19 protein-coding genes, 1 tRNA gene and 1 pseudogene are annotated in these 18176 nt (G+C 57.7%); 12 read left to right on the top strand and 9 right to left on the bottom strand.

The features are described 5' to 3' along the window. Positions 1–40: 40 nt before the first annotated feature. The gene (locus Q6A47_RS15680; protein WP_304484747.1) at positions 41–226 is read right to left on the bottom strand and encodes a hypothetical protein; all 186 of its coding nucleotides are present in this window, start codon (positions 224–226) and stop codon (positions 41–43) included. A 442-nt stretch (positions 227–668) separates the two neighbouring features. Here Q6A47_RS15680 and Q6A47_RS15685 point away from each other — a divergent pair, with 442 nt between their 5' ends. Beyond that, positions 669–2678 (top strand): ATP-binding protein, encoded by a 2010-nt coding sequence (locus Q6A47_RS15685; RefSeq protein ID WP_304484748.1) that lies wholly within the window; start codon positions 669–671, stop codon positions 2676–2678. Between the two features lie 51 nt (positions 2679–2729). On the opposite strand, the gene mobV is transcribed toward Q6A47_RS15685, so the two are convergent. Next, complete coding sequence (gene mobV / locus Q6A47_RS15690; RefSeq protein ID WP_304484749.1) at positions 2730–3680, bottom strand: MobV family relaxase; 951 nt, start codon at positions 3678–3680, stop codon at positions 2730–2732. 347 nt (positions 3681–4027) lie between these two features. Here mobV and Q6A47_RS15695 point away from each other — a divergent pair, with 347 nt between their 5' ends. Next, a complete protein-coding gene (locus Q6A47_RS15695) occupies positions 4028–4735 on the top strand; it encodes an AbiV family abortive infection protein (protein WP_304484750.1) in 708 nt (235 codons plus the stop codon). Positions 4736–4798: 63 nt separating this feature from the next. Here Q6A47_RS15695 and Q6A47_RS15700 read toward each other — a convergent pair. Beyond that, positions 4799–5026, bottom strand: a pseudogene (locus tag Q6A47_RS15700) (helix-turn-helix transcriptional regulator); the annotation flags it as partial. Positions 5027–5144: 118 nt separating this feature from the next. Between Q6A47_RS15700 and Q6A47_RS15705 the strand changes: the two are divergent. Further along, positions 5145–5555, top strand: a complete 411-nt coding sequence (locus tag Q6A47_RS15705; protein ID WP_304484751.1) for a helix-turn-helix transcriptional regulator — start codon at positions 5145–5147, stop codon at positions 5553–5555. A gap of 76 nt (positions 5556–5631) precedes the next feature. Here Q6A47_RS15705 and Q6A47_RS23040 read toward each other — a convergent pair whose 3' ends face one another. Next, entirely contained in the window at positions 5632–6606 is a 975-nt protein-coding gene (locus tag Q6A47_RS23040; RefSeq protein WP_369811519.1) for a topoisomerase DNA-binding C4 zinc finger domain-containing protein, read from the bottom strand. 193 nt (positions 6607–6799) lie between these two features. Here Q6A47_RS23040 and Q6A47_RS15710 point away from each other — a divergent pair, with 193 nt between their 5' ends. Together Q6A47_RS15710 and Q6A47_RS15715 are read left to right on the top strand one after the other, a co-directional pair. After that, positions 6800–7162 carry a DUF3892 domain-containing protein gene (locus tag Q6A47_RS15710; protein WP_304484752.1) on the top strand — a complete coding sequence of 121 codons (363 nt, stop codon included), beginning with the start codon at positions 6800–6802 and terminating at the stop codon, positions 7160–7162. 132 nt (positions 7163–7294) lie between these two features. Further along, positions 7295–7561 (top strand): KilA-N domain-containing protein, encoded by a 267-nt coding sequence (locus Q6A47_RS15715; protein WP_304484753.1) that lies wholly within the window; start codon positions 7295–7297, stop codon positions 7559–7561. Here Q6A47_RS15715 and Q6A47_RS15720 read toward each other — a convergent pair. The 4 genes from Q6A47_RS15720 to Q6A47_RS15735 all read right to left on the bottom strand — a co-directional run bounded on the left by Q6A47_RS15720 (position 7516) and on the right by Q6A47_RS15735 (position 10167). Then, positions 7516–7764: a pyocin activator PrtN family protein gene (locus tag Q6A47_RS15720; RefSeq protein ID WP_304484754.1), complete on the bottom strand. Its 249-nt coding sequence runs from the start codon at positions 7762–7764 to the stop codon at positions 7516–7518. The genes Q6A47_RS15715 and Q6A47_RS15720 overlap by 46 nt on opposite strands. Positions 7765–7866: 102 nt before the next feature. After that, positions 7867–8601, bottom strand: a complete 735-nt coding sequence (locus Q6A47_RS15725) for a hypothetical protein (RefSeq protein ID WP_304484755.1) — start codon at positions 8599–8601, stop codon at positions 7867–7869. A gap of 68 nt (positions 8602–8669) precedes the next feature. Beyond that, entirely contained in the window at positions 8670–9878 is a 1209-nt protein-coding gene (locus tag Q6A47_RS15730) for a tyrosine-type recombinase/integrase (RefSeq protein WP_304484756.1), read from the bottom strand. Between the two features lie 204 nt (positions 9879–10082). Next, positions 10083–10167 (bottom strand) — tRNA-Leu (locus tag Q6A47_RS15735). Between the two features lie 108 nt (positions 10168–10275). Between Q6A47_RS15735 and queA the strand changes: the two genes are divergently transcribed. The 6 genes from queA to Q6A47_RS15765 all read left to right on the top strand — a co-directional run bounded on the left by queA (position 10276) and on the right by Q6A47_RS15765 (position 16348). Next, the gene (gene queA, locus Q6A47_RS15740; protein WP_295484556.1) at positions 10276–11325 is read left to right on the top strand and encodes a tRNA preQ1(34) S-adenosylmethionine ribosyltransferase-isomerase QueA; all 1050 of its coding nucleotides are present in this window, start codon (positions 10276–10278) and stop codon (positions 11323–11325) included. A gap of 14 nt (positions 11326–11339) precedes the next feature. Further along, positions 11340–12455: a tRNA guanosine(34) transglycosylase Tgt gene (gene tgt / locus Q6A47_RS15745; protein ID WP_016393977.1), complete on the top strand. Its 1116-nt coding sequence runs from the start codon at positions 11340–11342 to the stop codon at positions 12453–12455. A 41-nt stretch (positions 12456–12496) separates the two neighbouring features. Next, positions 12497–12832 carry a preprotein translocase subunit YajC gene (gene yajC / locus Q6A47_RS15750; RefSeq protein ID WP_029613662.1) on the top strand — a complete coding sequence of 112 codons (336 nt, stop codon included), beginning with the start codon at positions 12497–12499 and terminating at the stop codon, positions 12830–12832. A gap of 65 nt (positions 12833–12897) precedes the next feature. Beyond that, positions 12898–14760 (top strand): protein translocase subunit SecD, encoded by a 1863-nt coding sequence (secD, locus tag Q6A47_RS15755; RefSeq protein WP_029613661.1) that lies wholly within the window; start codon positions 12898–12900, stop codon positions 14758–14760. Between the two features lie 10 nt (positions 14761–14770). Further along, positions 14771–15679 carry a protein translocase subunit SecF gene (gene secF, locus Q6A47_RS15760; protein WP_039575437.1) on the top strand — a complete coding sequence of 303 codons (909 nt, stop codon included), beginning with the start codon at positions 14771–14773 and terminating at the stop codon, positions 15677–15679. A 120-nt stretch (positions 15680–15799) separates the two neighbouring features. Then, positions 15800–16348, top strand: a complete 549-nt coding sequence (locus tag Q6A47_RS15765; RefSeq protein WP_029613660.1) for a glycine zipper 2TM domain-containing protein — start codon at positions 15800–15802, stop codon at positions 16346–16348. Positions 16349–16430: 82 nt separating this feature from the next. Here the strand turns inward: Q6A47_RS15765 and suhB are convergent, their stop codons facing one another. Continuing rightward, entirely contained in the window at positions 16431–17249 is an 819-nt protein-coding gene (gene suhB / locus Q6A47_RS15770) for a type III secretion system regulator SuhB (RefSeq protein WP_029613659.1), read from the bottom strand. 151 nt (positions 17250–17400) lie between these two features. Between suhB and trmJ the strand changes: the two genes are divergently transcribed. Further along, positions 17401–18171, top strand: a complete 771-nt coding sequence (gene trmJ, locus Q6A47_RS15775; protein WP_295484521.1) for a tRNA (cytosine(32)/uridine(32)-2'-O)-methyltransferase TrmJ — start codon at positions 17401–17403, stop codon at positions 18169–18171. The last annotated feature ends 5 nt before the right edge of the window (positions 18172–18176 follow it).

Genomic DNA, 18176 nt, shown 5'->3' on the forward strand with positions numbered 1-18176 from the left:
CCAGCCTTCCGAACTAGCGATGGTGAGGGCCAGTTGACTTTCACTTCGCGTGAAAGGCCCACCAGTCATCGATGGTTACGGTTGGCACCCGTGTGCGCTCCAGGCCGGTTGCATGGCTCCACAGGGTCAACAGGCGATCGCCACCCGAATGGGGCGGTTCTGCCCCCTGGCGCCAACCTATGAGGGTGGTACGGGCCACCATCAGCTCATCTGCCAGGGCTTGCATGGAATAACCTTTGCGGGATAGCGCAGTAATCACCTGAAACCAATCGATGTGCTTCGCTGGCGCCTTTCGCCTGGTCATATTGAACTCCCCAAACGCGCGCGCGCGCGAGGCAGCGCGCTTCAGTGATGTCAATAGCAAAACTCCTCCAGTCATCATGCTCACCTTAGCGACAGCTGCGTCATGGAGTCCGTTGCTCAGGACGTGTGAGGCTCATTCTGAAATTGTCTTGCAATCAGATTGCCACCCTTTGTTATATTCCAGCGCCACTGCGCTCATCGACTAGGTTCGAGGCCCACTGGAGGAGTGTCGACGTCGTAGTAGACCTGAAAGGGCATGCTGGTTTGGATTGAGCATAAGCTTGAAGAGCATGCCTTCGACGTCAAGACAGCTCTGGAGTTGAATCCAGCCACATTGCCATTTTGCACCACAAGAGGAACCACCGTTGGAAAAGGAATTCGCTGCTTTTGACTTCTCAGGTTCTAATGCAATTACCCACAGCGGAATACAAAAGCACTTCAAATCTGTTGAGCCTTGGCAAGCTATTTCTGAACTTGTCTGGAACGGCTTCGATGCTGCAGCAAATGCCGTGAAAGTTAATATTACGGAGAACGAAGCTCATGGCACTGAGTCTATAACAGTTGTGGATGATGGGGTTGGGATTGATTTCAGAAAGCCGCACGAGAACTTTCGGCGCTTTAATGACTCTTTGAAGAAAGATTCCTATGATACCCATGGCTCGCAAGGGCGAGGGCGATTGGCTTTCAGTAAAATAGGAAATTCCGCAACCTGGTATACAAGGCACGAGGGCGAAGACGCGAAAATTAGCGTGGAGAGCTCGAATCTTAGCGATATTGTTGGTGTCACCATTCGGCCAGAAACTACGCATGCATTGCTGAGTTCTTACCCTCAGGGTACATGTGTAGAGATTCGAGGGTTTCAGAAAGCCCTTCCTGTTGAGGCGGAGCTGATCCATGATTTCAGTAGAGAGTTTGGCGGGCATTTAATACTGCTTCCTCATAAGTCATTGACTTTGAATGGTAAGAGCATTACACCTCCATCGCATAGCATATACACGCACGCTGTTTCAGTGGATGGCCAAGATTTCAGTGTGGAGTTGATACGTTGGCATGAACGTCCGGGTAGTGAAAAGTCGTTTATAAATTTTGTTTCGTCGACATTGAAGGTTTTGAATAAGCAACTGAGTAGTCTAAACAAGAAGCCCGGTTATTTCACTAGCATCTATGTGAAGTCTGATTTGTTTGAAAGGTACTCTGTCAGCGATCAAGGGCTGTCTGAACCATTTTCTAATTTCTTCCAAACTAAAGCTTATCGTGCATTGACTAAGGCGTTGAATGAGTTTTTGCGCGACAATTATAGTGAGTTCTTAGTCCAGCAAGCAGAGGAAGAGGTTAATCGGTACGAACAGGATGGGGATTTTCCAACCTATGATGATTTAGACTCTGCCGAAAGCGCTTGGAGACTTAATCATGTTAAGGGTATCGTAAAAAGTGTGATAGTTCGTGATCCTACTGTTTTGATGCGGAGCAGTAAGCGGCAGCGAAGGCTAATAATCAGGCTGCTAGACAAGCTTTCAGTCTCGAATGAAAATGATGGGATGTTAGAGGTATTAGAGAGCGTTCTAAGCTTAGATGCAGCGTCAATAAAACAGTTTGCCATTCAGCTGAATAAAACGAAGCTTAACAATGTCATTGAAACCATAGAGGTGCTCCAAAATCGAGAGCACGCTATTGCGCAGTTGAAGCAAATTATAAATGTGCATTTTCGTGAGGTTTTGGAAACTCCCGATCTTCAAAAGGTTATTGAGAATAATACTTGGCTGTTCGGGCCGTCCTACGACATTCTCGGTGCAGAAGAAGATACCTTCACTAAGATTTCAGAGAGATTACGCGCCCAGGTCACAGGTGTTGGCATTGTCGAAGAGATGGATTTAGAGGTGGGTGTAGACCTTGTGGGGGCTAAGCGACAGGTCGATCTTTTTCTGGCTAGGAAGAAACCCGAATTCGACTCAAGAGGACGGAAGTATTTTCGTTGCGTAATAATTGAAATAAAACGGCCAGGTATTTCTCTAAACAATAAGCACTTGCAGCAGCTCGATGAGTACGCCTCCGTGTTAAGTAATGATCCTGTTTTTAATAGCGAGCATGTGAAGTTTGAGCTTATTTTGGTTGGCAGGAATATCTCCAGCAAAGGGAGTCTGATTCATAGTAGATGCCGCGGTATGCAGATTCATGGCGAGCCAGGGCTGGTCACAAGTGATGACAAGGTGAAGGCATATGTAAAAACATGGGCGACTATTTTTGATGAGTTCGAGCTGACAAATGATTACCTGCTGGAAAAATTGAAAACCCAGCGCGCAGATCTCGATGGCGTGAGTAAGAAAGAGTTGATTGCTGAATTACAAGGCCAGGAGGCGCCTGTGCCCTCTGCTTAACTCGCTGTTTGGCGCACCTGCTAGGTACTTTTTAAGTGGCTCTCACCGGACCTAGAGAGCCATATTTCCCATATTGAGGATGGGTGATTTCTTGATTGCGCTACAAAGTTTTAGCTCCAGCTCGTCAGCCCGTGTGCGCTCGTAATCTGCTTTGAGCAGCGCGAGCTCAAGCGCTCGGTCAACTTCATTCAACCGATCCGCCTGTCTTTCCAGCGCAAGCTCCCGATCCTCAAGCCTCCGCTGAGAGTGCTTGAGCTGAACCTGCCAACGCCCTAGGGCAGCCTCACGCTCCCGCAAAGCCAACATGGCCTTAGCTTGGAGCTTAACGTGCGTAGCTGAAGCCTTGGCCCTACCAAGTAGTGCCATGTAGCTCTGCGTGTATATCCCCACAGCAGCCGCTGCTAAGTCTGCTCGGGTAACTACTGGCTTGGGAGCAGCGAGCGCCCGGTAATACTGCGCAATCTTCTGATGTGAGGCCTTGCTGCCCTCTATACCGCGAGACAGGCCGAAAGGCTCACCACACGAGTGGTGGAAGTCGGTTTGCATTTTGCGTAGCTTCGCGGGGCCTCCGAGGAAATCACGAGCCGACAACCGCCCGTCCTGAGTAAGAGGCGTGATGTAAGCAACCAGGTGCGGAGTCCTCTCGTCCAGATGCAGCTCCGCGCAGGCAATGTTTGCTGCTCCATGGCGCGCTCTTAGCCAGGCCATGGCTCGATAAAAGTAACCGCCGGTGTCTGGCATCGCACCGCCATGCCTCTTGAAGGCTTCTGGACTCGCGGTGATCAAGTATTCGATGCAGAGCACAGCATCTCTCCGTCGCTTCATTGGAAGCCTAGTCAGAACTGCCCGGGCCAATTCGGCAGAGCTTGTAGCACCACAGATATGCATGCTGGGCGCTCCATCTGAATTCGGAGTTGGTATTTCTCGGAACGTATGTCGACCTGACCCCATCACCCCTGTGATTGATTTCAGCTTTTTTGTTCTCAGTATCGCGTGAGGCATGCCAGGCCACCCTGCTGACAGTATTCATCCTAGCGTGCAGTGGGAGCAAAGGCTGGCACAAGCGGCTCTGTGCCTGGGCTCGTGTACTCACTACACAAAGCATTCCTTTCCCGCTTCCGACACCTATGACGCCGCTAGGGGAGCATTTCCACCGTTTACGTCATCGCTGCTTCTAATCCTCCGCACCTGCAAGGGACTGGTGATGACCACACTGGTACGCTTCTGTGGAGGCTGGCTGAAACCTGTTTTTCTCATCGAAACTCTCAGTCATCGTTTGTCGAAGTCCTTGTAGAGGATGCGCCGTTCGAGCAGGATTAGCGCTGGATGGATTCACAAGTGGATAGTCAATGAAAATTACAGCTGAGCAGGAAGCGTTTGCGCTGAAGTTGATAGATGGTGCATTGAGCATTTTTGAAAATGCGGATCGACTTTTTTATGAGGGGGGAGTTCTGGCTGACGTGGGGGCGTTTCCTAGGGCGTACCTTATGCATCAGATTTCAATGGAAGAGTGTGGGAAGATTGAAATCTTGTGCGCCGCGGTTGTCCAGTGCTTATCTGGCGGGGAAGTAAGTGTCAAAGGTATTTCCAGTGCTTTTAGACGACATGAAAGCAAGAACAAAATGAACGCGTATTTTCTTCCGCGTTCAGAGGCTGAGATTGCGGCAATCGAAGTGGACGATGCCACCGCCGCAGTATCTGCGTTTAAAGCCGTGCAAAAGGATTTTCATAAGGAGTCTAATCGCTTAAAAAATGCATCATTATATGTTGATTTTAATGGTGAATTTATTAGGCCCCAGGATTCAATTTCAAAAGGTAATTACGAAAAAATTAGATCGTTAAACTCTGAATTCATGTCGCTCAATGAGCTTAAAGTAAAGATGCTATCTAGGTGGAAGGGTGATCTATCCTCGTCTGCAGATGAGGTGCAGGAAATGCTTTTACTGCTAAAAGAGGCCGGCACTCAGGAGCGTCCGACCTTGAAGGGTAGGGAGGAAATGATAGAGGGTATAATTAGAGCGCTTGCAGATAGCAGGAAGGCGCGTTCAGGGGAGTAAGTTTTTTAGTTCTCGCTTGCGCGTGAGTGAACTTTGTGTAAGCGGAGTATTGGGTTGAGTATTAGTCGGCGGCGCGTTGCGTTTCCGGCCTGGCTTTGCAGGCACATGCTGGCCCTGCTCGTACTCTTCCAGGAACTTGCGCACCGTCGCGACCCGCCAGCACAGGCGCTTGCCCTGCTTGAAGAACGGCGGCAGCCAGCTGGCCCCATCCTGCCGCGCACTGCGGATCGATGACTCTGTTCGCCCGAGCATCTTCGCCAGCTCGGGGATGTGGATAATCTCGGGTTCCATGTAAGCCTCCTGCCGCGCTCTGCGGCTGTCGATAAGCTGACGCTCTGATTGGATAGACATCAAGTCAAGCTACCAGCCGCGCTTCGAAGGTGATTCCAGACTGACTTCCGGTTGCCCCATGTCCGCCGCGGAGATCCTTGGATGGGGGTTGTCCTCACCAGCGACTACGCTCCTCGGGCCTTACTCGGTCGAGGCTTCTGCCATCGTCGAGATTCTTGGCGATCAAACCAACCCGTTGCTGGAGGTTACACAGATGAAAGGAGCAACCCTTTGTCCTGCAGGCGAGACAAAGCACTTTGCAGACGATATCGAGTTCATCAGGCTGCGTGAGGTCAAGAGGATCACAGGAATGGGCAGGAGTACGATCTACGAGAAGATGAAGGCTGGGGATTTCCCAGGACAGATCAAGCTTGGCCCTCGTACTGTTGCCTGGATCAAGGCAGAGGTACTAGCGTGGGCGAGAGAAAAGGTAGTCAGTACCAGAGCTGCAGCGGTAGAGCACGCCGGAGAGCTTAGGCACCCTGAGTGATGCGGGAATCCCCGGAGCTCTTGCCAGGGCATCTGAACGGCATCCAGCATTGTGCTCTACGCGAGTTCGGTCAGAGTCACTGGTGGGAGCCAGGTGACACCGTGCCGTCCAGGGCTCCAGATTTTGAAGCCGCCGCCGGCAACTGATCTGGAATCGTTTGCCGGATACCCGTGCACCTAGGGAATTTGGAGCACCCATAGAATGATTTTCCCTTGTGCCTACCACGCTTGGCTACCCGGGCAACCATGCGGCTACCGCAATCAGGGCATAGGCCAAGGGCGTCCCAAGTTTCACGCGTAGGGATTTGCGGAGCTTGCGGTGGCGGGGCGGCCGGGGTAACCGGGCCATTGGACTTTCTTGCACGCTTCCAAGACGGATAGAGGAACCACAGCCAAGGCGCTACGAAGATCAGAAACAACAGTGTAATGGCGAGCGTCACCCGTGCCCCGCGACTCAGATATGAGCCTCCACTGTAGCCGCCACCACTATTGCCACCGCCAAATCCAGAACTGCCGCCAGATGATCGAGAGTAGCTGGTGCCGTTGTATGACGACGCAGGCCCAGTTGGCGTGATTGGTGAGGTGCCAAGAGACTGGTTGGGAGTCAACTGGTTTCCGGGCCTGGGTTCTGGGTGAGCAGTCGGCGAGACATAGGGAAACGGGAAGGAGGGGGTCAGTGGCACCTCGTGCCACTTAGCATGCTGTTTAACACATCCTGATATCAGCAGTGCGGCCAGTACAGCCGTGGTACCTGTTAAGAATTTGTTTTCCATTGGCCATCCAGTGCCGTTGAAGATGAGTGTTTTACATCGTGCGCTCGCCCCGAACAACTGATTCTCCCGGATCAGCGTCACCCATCTTATTGCTGAGCAGGATGCGCTGGCGCCCCGCGTCGAGCCGGTGGGCCTTGATATCGTTGCAGGGAGGCGGGCAACAGGCTGCAACAGAAGGGGCACAAGCTGCATCGAAAGCGGCAAATCCTGCATCGGAAGACGGGAAAGCGGATCAGCAAAGGCTGAATCCGTTACGCCGGATCGTGACCCCGCTGACATGGCCGGCCTTGGTCAGGCATATGCCGCCCCAGCCACACTGCTGACTGATGAGATGACGGAAGGCGCAGGTGGAGATGGACTGCCGTCATCGGCATTAACTGATGGCAAACGGCCATCTTGACCCTTGAAAGACGCGGAAGCGCCCTCATTATGCTTGGGCCTAATCTCAGGCGGCAGGATGCGGATTGATGTGATGATTGAGTATTATATTTTTAGTGTCTGCTACTCAAAGAAGAGTGAGCATATTGATTGGGTTCTATTGGGGCGTCCGGTCGATGGGAAAATGGATAAATGTGATCTCGTATCTCGGTCATTTGTAGTTGACTTGATAGCAACAGAGAGCGCTTCTTTCTGGACGGCTACGTTCAAAGGTAAAGGCAAGGGATTTGCAAAGGGCGCCGAGGTGATTGTCTACGATGACGAATTCATCACTACGGTGGCTGATGCAAAGGAGGAAAATAACTTGGAAAATTTGCCTACATTCTCAATGCCTGAAGAAGAAATGGATAAACATCTCAAGGACTCGCTCGAAAAAATATTTGGTAAAGCTGGCTGACCAAGTTTATTTGGAATGACGATTCCTTTTGATCGTCGGGAGACCGACAGCCCACCCCACCAAAGCTTTGTCCACCGTCGCCCGAATGGTCGGTGGTGGCAGGCTAGGGTCGCTCCCGAACCAGAACGCTGTATGTCAAAAATCATCCCCTTCCAGTACGACGGCGAGCCGGTGCGCTTCAACAGTGACGGCTGGATCGATGCTACAGATGTGGCCAAGCGGTTCGGCAAGAAGCCAGCTGAATGGCTGCGCTTGCCGGACACCCTGAAGTACATAGACGCCTTGGCTCGCCACTTAAATGTGGGGGAATCCCACCTTTTCGCGCGGAGCAGTAAAGGGCGGAACGGCGGCGTTCAAATTACCCTTTTCAGCGCCTCATCTCTTCTGGCGTCGATGTAGGCTGCGAGGTCATTCAAGTGAACACCGCGGGCGCCTTTCTGGCTTTTCTCCATGGCGATCAACGGGAGCTGGATCTCACCCTTGGCGATTTTCATCTTCATTTTCGTTGGCGTCAGATGCCCGAAATAGTCGGCGCATACTCGTTCAAGCGGGATTACCGCCAGACCGTCGTACTGGGCCAACAGGATGAATGTGGTTTTCATATCCTCTCCATGCGTTTTGCCGGCAGCGTGTACGAGCAACGCAGAGAGGTTTCGGCCCTGGCTAACGATCGTTGAACGGGCGTTAGTGTTTCGTTGCTTCGTTCAGTCAACGGGCCTAACAGCATTCATTACTTGGCAAATGCCAAGACCAAATACTTCCCAGTGCTCAAACTCTCCTTCTGCAGCATATGTAAGCCCTCGAACCGCTCGACCGTCCATGAAGGCATCGCACATATCGAAGCCAACCATTGCCCACAGTGTTTCCCTCTCCACATGGTGGCCAGATATGCGCTTCATCCAGTCCAGAGCCTGGTCTGCGGTCAGGTAATCAAGGTGGCGATAGACGTCCTCGGGCTCGCCAAGCTTGAGGACTGGGGGCACTGTGAGGCTTTGATTCTGCTGTACAAAGGGGCTCATCACCGGGTCTTGAATGTGCTGGGCCCTGATTCTGAGTTTTCGTTCTTCTTCAAGCTCTCGCTCAAGCGAAGCAATCCGATCCGCAGCTCGCTCGGGGATTGGCCAGTAGGCACCGGCCTCCGCACACCAAGTCCTTAGCTTCTGGTGTGACACGCGATGATGAAGCGGGTTGTCTTGGTTGTATCCAACTGGTGCGAGCAGGTCGTGCATGTTGTCTTTCAGCTTCTCGACCCATTGGCTGATGGCAGCGACACGCTCGGAATCCAACTTGCCAGGGTACTCAGGCTGAACATTGGCCAGGATTGAGGCCGCGTCGCAGAGCTCGAACACCGATCTATTGGCATACGACTCATACCAGTCGGCTTGGTCGTCGCCGCGGAGCGCCCAGGTGCTGTAATTCACGGTTGGTTGAGTGGTCATTACAGGCTCCTTAGGTGCTCTGCCAGGAACAGCCGCAGCTCAGATGGCTGTAGGTTGATCGGTGTGGGTTACGCATGTCGCTTGATGCCTACAACATCGGCGCCGGCGCACAGCGCATCAATCGAGTCGGCCCACTCCTGCATCATGCTGCGACGTTGCTGAAGATAGGTGGCGTGGTTGTAGGTGTCCCTGATCGAATCCTGATCGCCATGAGCCAACTGCCTCTCGATCCAATCGCTGTTGTAGCCACGAGTGTTCAGGCTGGTGCTTAGCAGGTGGCGGAAGCCATGCCCTGTCTGTCGGTTTTCATAACCAATGGTCGAGAGCACCTTGTTCACCGTGTTCTCGCTCATTGGTCGCGATCGGTCATTACGCCCAGGAAATGCTAACGGATAGCTGCCAGTGATCTCCTGGAGCTGGCGCAACAGGGCAACCGCCTGAGAGGGAAGGGGAACGAGGTGAGGGCGCCTGGCCTTCATTCGGACTGCCGGGATTGTCCAGGTGGCAGAGTCCAGGTCGAACTCTTCCCAAGGCGCGTTCCGCAGTTCACCAGGCCGGACGGCAGTGAGCACCAGCAACCGAATAGCGATCTTGCTGGTGATGTCGCAATTGGCGGCCTCTACCTTACTCAGTAGCTCAGGCAGTTCTGCTTCGGTGACATGCGGGTGATGGCGTGTTTGAGGCGCGTGGGCAGCCACTACGTCCAGGTCTGTCGCGGGATTGGTGGCGACAACGCCCTTTGCCAGGCCGAATCTGAATATTTGCCCCAGCCACTGGCGAACCTTGCGTGCGACGTTGAAGGCTTCCCGCTTCTCGATTCGCCTTACGAGGTCAACCAGATCGGGGCGCGTCACTTCGGCAACTGGGCGGCTGCCTATCACTGGAATGATGTCGCTCTCCAGATACTGCAGTGCCTTGTTGGCCGTGGCGGGGGCCCAGCGTGGCTTGTTGTAGGCATACCATTCACGCGCCAGCGACTCCAGTATGAGCGCCTGGGCCGCGGACGCGGCTTTCTCTTCGCGCTTGTGGGCGCTGGGGTCTATGCCTTGAGCCAGGATCTTGCGCGCAGCGTCCCTTCGTTCGCGTGCCTGCGCCAGCGTGACTGCTGGGTAGGATCCGAGACTGAGCATCTTTGCCTTGCCCTCGAATCGATAGCGCAAGCGCCAGAGCTTTCCGCCTGCAGTCGTCACCTCGAGGCACAGGCCTTGGGAGTCCACCATGCGGTACAGCTTTTCACGAGGTTTGGAGGTGCGGATGGCGGTATCAGTGAGCGCCACGTTGATTCCTTCCTGCCAACCGCCCCTAGCTGAGCGCCTGGCTGTGAGTAGATTTGAAGACCGAACTCGATCTACTCGCAAATCTACTCACATAGGATTGAGCTTTCGAGAGAGCCACTGAGAATCGTGGAGACAAAAAAACCGGCTCAATGGCCGGTTTTCTTAGGTTCCAGAGACTCATGTAGAACTCTGGAGATTTGGATTTGGTGCCCCGAGGGAGACTCGAACTCCCACTCCTTTCGAAAACGGATTTTGAATCCGCCGCGTCTACCAATTCCGCCATCAGGGCTTGTGGCGCCGCAGTATAGTGAGGGTCTTCGAGTCGGTCAATCGGCTTTCATGGTCAATTTTCATGCATTGGGCTAAACTTCCCGGCCCTGCCAAACCGAACACGATCATGCGCGTCGCCGATTTTTCCTTCGAACTCCCCGATTCCCTCATCGCCCGTCATCCCCTGGCCGAGCGCCATGGCAGTCGTCTGCTGGTCCTCGACGGGCCGAGCGGCGAATTGGCGCACCGGCGTTTCACCGACTTGCTCGAGTACCTACGCCCGGGCGACCTGATGGTGTTCAACAACACCCGGGTCATTCCGGCGCGGCTGTTCGGCCAGAAAGCCTCCGGCGGCAAGCTGGAAATGCTGATCGAGCGCGTGCTCGACAGCCACCGGGTGCTGGCCCACGTGCGCGCCAGCAAGGCGCTGAAGGTCGGGGCCACGGTGCTGATCGACGGCGGCGGCGAGGCCGAGATGGTGGCGCGCCACGAAACGCTGTTCGAATTGCGCTTCAGCGAAGAGGTGCTGCCGCTGCTCGACCGCGTCGGGCACATGCCGCTGCCGCCGTACATCGACCGTCCCGACGAGGGCGCCGACCGCGAGCGTTACCAGACCGTCTACGCCGAGCGCGCCGGGGCGGTGGCGGCGCCCACTGCCGGGCTGCACTTCGACGAGGCGTTGCTGGCGCAGATCGCCGCCAAGGGCGTGGAGCGCGCGTTCGTCACCTTGCATGTGGGCGCCGGCACCTTCCAGCCGGTGCGGGTCGACAAGATCGAAGACCACCACATGCATAAAGAATGGCTGGAGGTGAGTCAGGACGTGGTCGATGCCATCGACGCCTGCCGCGCCAGGGGCGGGCGGGTGATCGCGGTGGGGACCACCAGCGTGCGGTCGCTGGAAAGCGCGGCGCGCGATGGCGTGCTCAAGGCCTTCAGCGGCGATACCGACATCTTCATCTACCCCGGTCGGCCGTTCCATGTGGTCGATGCGCTAGTGACCAACTTCCATCTGCCCGAGTCCACGCTGCTGATGCTGGTCTCGGCCTTCGCCGGATACCCCGAGACCATGGCCGCCTACGCGGCGGCGGTCGAGCAGGGGTATCGCTTCTTCAGTTACGGTGATGCCATGTTCATCACCCGCAATCCGGCGCCGCGCGGCCCCGAGGATCAAGCATGAGTCGCACCTGTCGTATGTCCTTCGAACTGCTGGCCACCGACGGCAAGGCCCGTCGTGGTCGGCTGACCTTCCCCCGTGGCACCGTGGAAACCCCGGCGTTCATGCCGGTGGGCACCTACGGCACGGTCAAGGGCATGCTGCCGCGTGACATCGAGGCCATCGGTGCCGAGATCATCCTGGGCAACACCTTCCACCTCTGGCTGCGTCCGGGCACCGAGGTGATCAAGAAGCACAACGGCCTGCACGATTTCATGCAGTGGAAAGGCCCGATTCTCACCGACTCCGGCGGCTTCCAGGTGTTCAGCCTGGGCGCGATGCGCAAGATCAAGGAAGAGGGCGTGACCTTCGCCTCGCCGGTGGACGGTTCCAAGGTGTTCATGGGCCCGGAAGAGTCGATGCAGGTGCAGCGCGACCTGGGCTCGGACATCGTGATGATCTTCGACGAGTGCACGCCGTACCCGGCCGAGCATGACGTGGCGCGCACCTCCATGGAGTTGTCGCTGCGCTGGGCCCAGCGTTCGAAAAACGCCCACGGCGACAATACCGCCGCGCTGTTCGGCATCGTCCAGGGTGGTATGTACCAGGACCTGCGCATGCGTTCGCTGGAAGCGCTGGTCAACATCGACTTCGACGGCTTGGCCATTGGTGGCCTGTCGGTGGGTGAGCCCAAGCACGAGATGATCAAGGTGCTGGACTACCTGCCGGCGCAGATGCCTGCTGACAAACCTCGTTACCTTATGGGGGTAGGCAAACCGGAAGATCTGGTTGAGGGTGTGCGCCGCGGCGTCGACATGTTCGACTGCGTGATGCCCACGCGCAACGCGCGCAACGGTCATCTGTTCGTCGATACAGGGGTGATCAAGATCCGCAATGCGTTCCATCGCCACGATGATTCGCCGCTGGATCCGACCTGTGACTGCTACACCTGCAGCAACTTCTCCCGCGCCTATCTGCATCACCTGGACAAGTGCGGCGAAATGCTGAGCAGTATGCTCAATACCATCCACAACTTGCGCCATTACCAGCGCTTGATGGCCGGTTTACGCGAGGCTATTCAACAGGGTAAATTGGCCGCCTTTGTCGACGCCTTCTATGCCAAGCGCGGACTTCCCGTACCGCCTTTGGATTGACTGTTCGTACACAACACTAAATTAAGCAACTGGAGTGCTACATGAGCTTTCTGATTCCCGCCGCTTACGCGGACGCTGCAGCCCCGGCCGCCGGCCCCGCCGGTACCGGCTTCGAGTGGATCTTCCTGGTCGGCTTCCTGGTCATCTTCTACCTGATGATCTGGCGTCCTCAGGCCAAGCGCGCCAAGGAGCAGAAGAACCTGCTCGGTGCCCTGCAGAAAGGCGACGAAGTGGTCACCAACGGCGGTATCGCCGGCAAGATCGTCAAAGTTTCGGATGATTTCGTGGTGCTGGAAGTGTCCGACACCGTCGAGCTGAAGTTCCAGAAGGGCGCCATCGCCGCGACCCTGCCGAAAGGTACGCTCAAGGCTATCTGAGTTACCGGTTTCATTTTTTCCAGTCGGGGCGCGCAACGCGCCCCGCGTCTTGAACGGGCGGCGTGATGCTGAACAAATACCCTCTGTGGAAATACCTGCTGATCCTGGTGGTACTGGCGGTCGGCTTTATTTATTCCGCTCCCAACCTCTACCCGGACGATCCGGCGGTGCAGATCAGCGGCGCAAGCTCGGCCCTGCACGTGAGCCAGGCCGACCTCGACCGCGCCACCAAGGCGCTGACCGATGCCGGTATTGCGGTCAAGGGCGGCAGCCTGGGCGAGAAGGGCAGTGCGCTGGTGCGCCTGACCAACCAGGAAGATCAACTGCCGGCCAAGGACGTGGTGCGCAAGGCATTGGGTGACGACTACGTCGTTGCGCTGAACCTGGCCCAGACCACCCCGCAATGGCTGCGCAACCTGGGCGCCAGCCCGATGAAGCTGGGCCTGGACCTCTCCGGTGGTGTGCACTTCCTGCTCGAAGTGGACATGGACAAGGCCATGAGCGCCCGGATGAAGGTCTACGACGGCGAGGTCAAGACCCTGCTGCGCAAGGAGCGCGTGCGCTACCGCAGCCTGCCTCAGCAGGACGGTGCCATTCTGCTCGGCTTCTCCGACGACGCCACCCGCGAACAGGCCCGTGCCCTGGTCCGCAAGAATTTCAGTGATTTCGACATCACCACCACCGAGCGCAACGAGCTGTCGGTCCTGCGCCTGGCGCTGACGCCGGCCAAGGTCGCGGAAATCCGCGAGTACTCGGTCAAGCAGAACCTCACCACCGTGCGCAACCGGGTCAACGAGCTGGGTGTGGCCGAGCCGCTGGTCCAGCGTCAGGGCGGCAACCGCATCGTGGTCGAACTGCCGGGCGTGCAGGACACTGCCGAAGCCAAGCGTATCCTCGGCAAGACCGCCAACCTGGAGTTCCGCTTCGGCGCCGAGCCCGGCGCTTCGAAAGCCACGACCGAGGTGTTCGAGTTCCGCGACGGCAATCGTTCGGCGGCGGTCGAGCGCGGCCTGATCATCACCGGCGACCAGGTCACCGACGCCCAGGCCAGCTTCGACGAGCACGGTCGTCCACAGGTCAACATCCGCCTCGACGGTCACGGTGGCGAGCTGATGAGCCGCGCCACGCGCAGCAACGTCGGTCGCAGCATGGCGGTGATCTTCATCGAGCAGCGTCCGATGACCCGCTACGAGAAGCAGGTGGTCGATGGCGTCGAGAAAGACGTACCGATCCAGACCTTCAAGGAAGAGAAGAAGATCATCAGCCTGGCGACCATCCAGTCGCCGCTGGGTAGCCAGTTCCGCATCACCGGCCTGAACGGTCAGGGCGAGTCGTCCGAGCTGGCGCTGCTGCTGCGTGCCGGTGGCCTGGCCGCACCGATGTACTTCGCCGAAGAGCGGACCATCGGCCCGAGCCTGGGTGCCGACAACATCACCAAGGGTGTCGATGCGTCGCTGTGGGGCATGCTGTTCGTCTCGCTGTTCATCATCGCCATCTACCGCGGTTTCGGCGTGATCGCCACCGTCGCCCTGGCGGGCAACATGGTGCTGCTGCTGGCGCTGATGTCGCTGCTGGGGGCCACACTGACGCTGCCGGGTATCGCCGGTATCGTGTTGACCATGGGTATGGCGGTGGACGCCAACGTGCTGATCTTCTCGCGTATCCGCGAGGAGCTCAAAGCCGGCATGTCGGTGCAGCGCGCCATCCATGAAGGTTTCAACCGCGCCTATACCGCGATCATCGACGCCAACCTGACCAGCCTGCTGGTCGGCGGCATCCTGTTCGCCATGGGTACCGGCCCGGTCAAGGGCTTCGCGGTCACCATGTCCCTCGGGATTTTCACCTCGATGTTCACCGCCGTCATGGTGACCCGCGCAATGGTCAACCTGACCTGCGGCGGGCGTGACATCAAGAAGCTGTGGGTTTGAGGGAGCTGCGATGAAAACCATCAACTTCATGGGCGTGCGCAATGTCGCGTTCGCCATCACCATGCTCCTCACCGTGCTGGCGCTGTTCAGCTGGTGGCAGAAGGGCCTGAACTTCGGCCTGGACTTCACCGGCGGCACGCTGATCGAGCTGACCTACGAACGCCCGGCTGACCTCAAGGCAGTACGTGCCGAGCTGGTCGAGTCCGGTTTCCATGAGGCCGTGGTGCAGAGTTTCGGCGCCACCACCGACCTGCTGGTGCGTATGCCTGGCGACGACCCACAACTGGGTAATCGCGTGGCCAGCGCCCTGCAGAAACTTGGCGGCGACAACCCGGCGACCGTCAAGCGCGTCGAGTTCGTCGGCCCGCAGGTGGGTGAAGAGCTGCGCGACCAGGGCGGCCTCGGCATGCTTCTGGCCCTGGGCGGTATCCTCATCTACCTGGCGTTCCGCTTCCAATGGAAGTTCGCCGTGGGCGCCATCGTTTCGCTGATCCACGACGTGGTGGTGACCCTGGGCATCCTGTCGTTCTTCCAGATCACCTTCGACCTGACGGTGCTGGCAGCGGTGCTGGCGATCATCGGCTACTCGCTCAACGACACCATCGTCGTGTTCGACCGGGTGCGCGAGAACTTCCGGGTGATGCGCAAGGCTTCGTTGATCGAGAACATCAACGTCTCGACCACCCAGACCCTGCTGCGCACCATCGCCACCTCGGTGTCGACCCTGCTGGCCATCGCCGCCTTGCTGTTCTTCGGCGGCGACAACCTGTTCGGCTTCTCCCTGGCGCTGTTCATCGGCGTCATGGCCGGTACCTACTCGTCGATCTACATCGCCAACGTGGTGCTGATCTGGCTGAATCTGAACAGCGAAGACCTGATCCCGCCGGTCAAGGCCGAGGGTGCGGACGACCGACCGTAAGTAATTTCCTACGCCGTTTGGCGTAACAAGAGGCGCGAGTGTTGAACTCGCGCCTTTTTTTTTGCTCCAAGGCAGGGAGAAGGCGGGCGTAGCCCCGTGAGTACGATCAGGAGAGTCCACGTGAACAAATCAATGCTGGTGGGTGCGGTTCTGGGTGCTGTCGGTGTCACTGCCGGAGGTGCTGTGGCGACCTACAGCTTGGTGAACAAAGGGCCTGAATACGCCCAGGTCACCGATGTGCAGCCGATCAAGCAACAGGTGAAGACGCCGCGCGAAGTGTGCAAGGACGTGACCGTGACCCGGCAGCGTCCGGTGCAGGACCAGCACCAGATCGCCGGTACGGTGGTGGGTGCGTTGGCGGGCGGCCTGCTGGGTAACCAGATCGGCGGCGGCAACGGCAAGAAGCTGGCCACCGTGGCCGGTGCAGTGGGCGGCGGCTATGCCGGCAACAAGGTGCAGGAAGGCATGCAGCAGCGTGACACCTACACCACCACGCAGACCCGCTGCAACACGGTCAATGACCTCAGCGACAAGGTGGTGGGCTATACGGTCAAGTACACCATCGGTGATCAGGCAGGTGTGGTGAAGATGGATCACGAGCCGGGTTCGACCATTCCGCTGGATAAGAATGGCAAGCTGGTGTTGAGTCAGGCGCAGCCTGGGCAGTGACGGCGGATCGCGTTCTTTTCAGGCGCAGTTGAATAAAAAAAAGCACCTCGAAAGGTGCTTTTTTTATGCCGCCGAGATCGACTCAGCGCTTCAGGTTTTCCGGCAGGTGCGGCTGGATCGCCGTCAGCACCGCCTTGAAGCACTTGATGTTGCCGGCAACGATGTGGCCTTTCTCGAGGAAGTCGTGGCCGCCATTGAAGTCGCTGACCAGGCCGCCCGCTTCCTGGATCAGCAGCACGCCGGCTGCCATGTCCCATTCCGACAGGCCCGACTCCCAGAAGGCGTCGAAACGACCGGCCGCTACGTAGGCCAGGTCCAGCGCAGCGGAACCGGCGCGGCGGATGCCGGCGGTCTGGCCGGTGAGGGCGCGGAACATGCCCAGGTAGTTGTCCAGGTCGGCCATCTGGTTGTCACGGAACGGGAAGCCAGTGCCGAGCAGGGCGCCTTCCAGGCTGGTGCGCGAGCTGACGCGCAGGCGTCGGCCATTGAGCTGGGCGCCGCGACCGCGGCTGGCGGTGAATTCTTCCTGGCGCACAGGATCGACGATGACCGCGTGCTCGAGGCGACCGCGGTAGCGGCAGGCGATACTGACCGAGAAGTGGGGAACGCCACGCAGGAAGTTGGTGGTGCCGTCCAGCGGATCGATGATCCACAGGTAGTCCTTGCCTTCCTCGCCGGTGCCGGCATGCAGGCCGGTTTCTTCGCCTTGGATCGAGTGGTTCGGATAAGCCTTGCGCAGGGCGTTGACGATGGTCTGCTCGGCGGCGCGATCGACCTCGGAGACGTAATCCTTGGCCTCTTTCTCGTCGACCTTGATGCTATCCAGGCGTTCGATGGAGCGGAAAATCAGTTCACTGGCGCTGCGAGCGGCGCGCAGGGCGATATTCAGCATAGGCTGCATGGGCGTTTCACCTGGAGATGTTAAAGAAGAAAGCCGCCTAGTCTATCAGAAAACTGTTCCGGCAGAAGGGTGACATGCACTTTCGTGGCGTTACGCCCCTCGCTTAGGTAACATCGCGGGCCTTCTCGTGTGCCTTCGTGAGCGTGTCACCGTGCTGCAGAATATTCGTGTCGTTCTGGTCAATACCAGCCACCCCGGCAACATCGGCGGCGCTGCGCGTGCCATGAAGAACATGGGCCTGTCGCGGCTGGTACTGGTGCAGCCGAAGGTGTTTCCGTCCGATGAGGCCGCGGCGCGGGCCTCCGGGGCCGACGATGTGCTGGCGAGCACGCAGGTGGTCGATAGCCTCGAAGAGGCCCTGACCGGCTGTACCTTGGTCATGGGCACCAGCGCCCGTGAGCGCAGTATTCCTTGGCCGTTGATCGATCCCCGCGAGTGCGGTGCCAAGGCAGTGGCGCATGCCGCCGGCGGCGAGGAGATCGCTCTGGTGTTCGGGCGCGAGCATGCCGGGCTCACTAACGACGAGCTGCAGCGATGTCACTTCCATGTGCACATCGCCTCGAACCCCGATTTCAGCTCGCTGAACCTGGCGGCGGCCGTCCAGGTGCTTTCCTACGAGGTGCGCATGGCCTGGCTGGCCGCTCAGCAAGCGCCTTCGGCGGTCGAGGCGTTGGAGGCCGGCTCGCCGCCCAGCGACGACCTGGCCACCATGGACGAGATGGAGCGGTTCTACGAGCACCTGGAAAAGACCCTGGTGGACATCGGCTTCCTCGACCCGGCGAAGCCCAAGCACCTGATGCCGCGTCTGCGCCGGTTGTATGGGCGCAGCTCGGTCAATCGTTCGGAAATGAGCATCTTGCGTGGCATCCTCACCGAGACCCAGAAGGTCGTCCGGGGTGACGCGCACAAGCGCAAGGACTAGACCCC

It is taken from the genome of Pseudomonas boreofloridensis (assembly GCF_030580795.1).
Taxonomy (GTDB): domain Bacteria; phylum Pseudomonadota; class Gammaproteobacteria; order Pseudomonadales; family Pseudomonadaceae; genus Aquipseudomonas; species Aquipseudomonas boreofloridensis.

Bases quoted from the DNA above. Each gene is read 5' to 3' on its own strand.
- Q6A47_RS15680 (WP_304484747.1), bottom strand. From the start codon at position 226: ATGCAAGCCCTGGCAGATGAGCTGATGGTGGCCCGTACCACCCTCATA.
- mobV (WP_304484749.1), bottom strand. From the start codon at position 3,680: ATGCCTCACGCGATACTGAGAACAAAAAAGCTGAAATCAATCACAGGG.
- Q6A47_RS15695 (WP_304484750.1), top strand. From the start codon at position 4,028: ATGAAAATTACAGCTGAGCAGGAAGCGTTTGCGCTGAAGTTGATAGAT.
- Q6A47_RS15705 (WP_304484751.1), top strand. From the start codon at position 5,145: ATGTCCGCCGCGGAGATCCTTGGATGGGGGTTGTCCTCACCAGCGACT.
- Q6A47_RS23040 (WP_369811519.1), bottom strand. From the start codon at position 6,606: ATGTCAGCGGGGTCACGATCCGGCGTAACGGATTCAGCCTTTGCTGAT.
- Q6A47_RS15710 (WP_304484752.1), top strand. From the start codon at position 6,800: ATGATTGAGTATTATATTTTTAGTGTCTGCTACTCAAAGAAGAGTGAG.
- Q6A47_RS15715 (WP_304484753.1), top strand. From the start codon at position 7,295: ATGTCAAAAATCATCCCCTTCCAGTACGACGGCGAGCCGGTGCGCTTC.
- Q6A47_RS15720 (WP_304484754.1), bottom strand. From the start codon at position 7,764: ATGAAAACCACATTCATCCTGTTGGCCCAGTACGACGGTCTGGCGGTA.
- Q6A47_RS15725 (WP_304484755.1), bottom strand. From the start codon at position 8,601: ATGACCACTCAACCAACCGTGAATTACAGCACCTGGGCGCTCCGCGGC.
- queA (WP_295484556.1), top strand. From the start codon at position 10,276: ATGCGCGTCGCCGATTTTTCCTTCGAACTCCCCGATTCCCTCATCGCC.
- tgt (WP_016393977.1), top strand. From the start codon at position 11,340: ATGTCCTTCGAACTGCTGGCCACCGACGGCAAGGCCCGTCGTGGTCGG.
- yajC (WP_029613662.1), top strand. From the start codon at position 12,497: ATGAGCTTTCTGATTCCCGCCGCTTACGCGGACGCTGCAGCCCCGGCC.
- secD (WP_029613661.1), top strand. From the start codon at position 12,898: ATGCTGAACAAATACCCTCTGTGGAAATACCTGCTGATCCTGGTGGTA.
- secF (WP_039575437.1), top strand. From the start codon at position 14,771: ATGAAAACCATCAACTTCATGGGCGTGCGCAATGTCGCGTTCGCCATC.
- suhB (WP_029613659.1), bottom strand. From the start codon at position 17,249: ATGCAGCCTATGCTGAATATCGCCCTGCGCGCCGCTCGCAGCGCCAGT.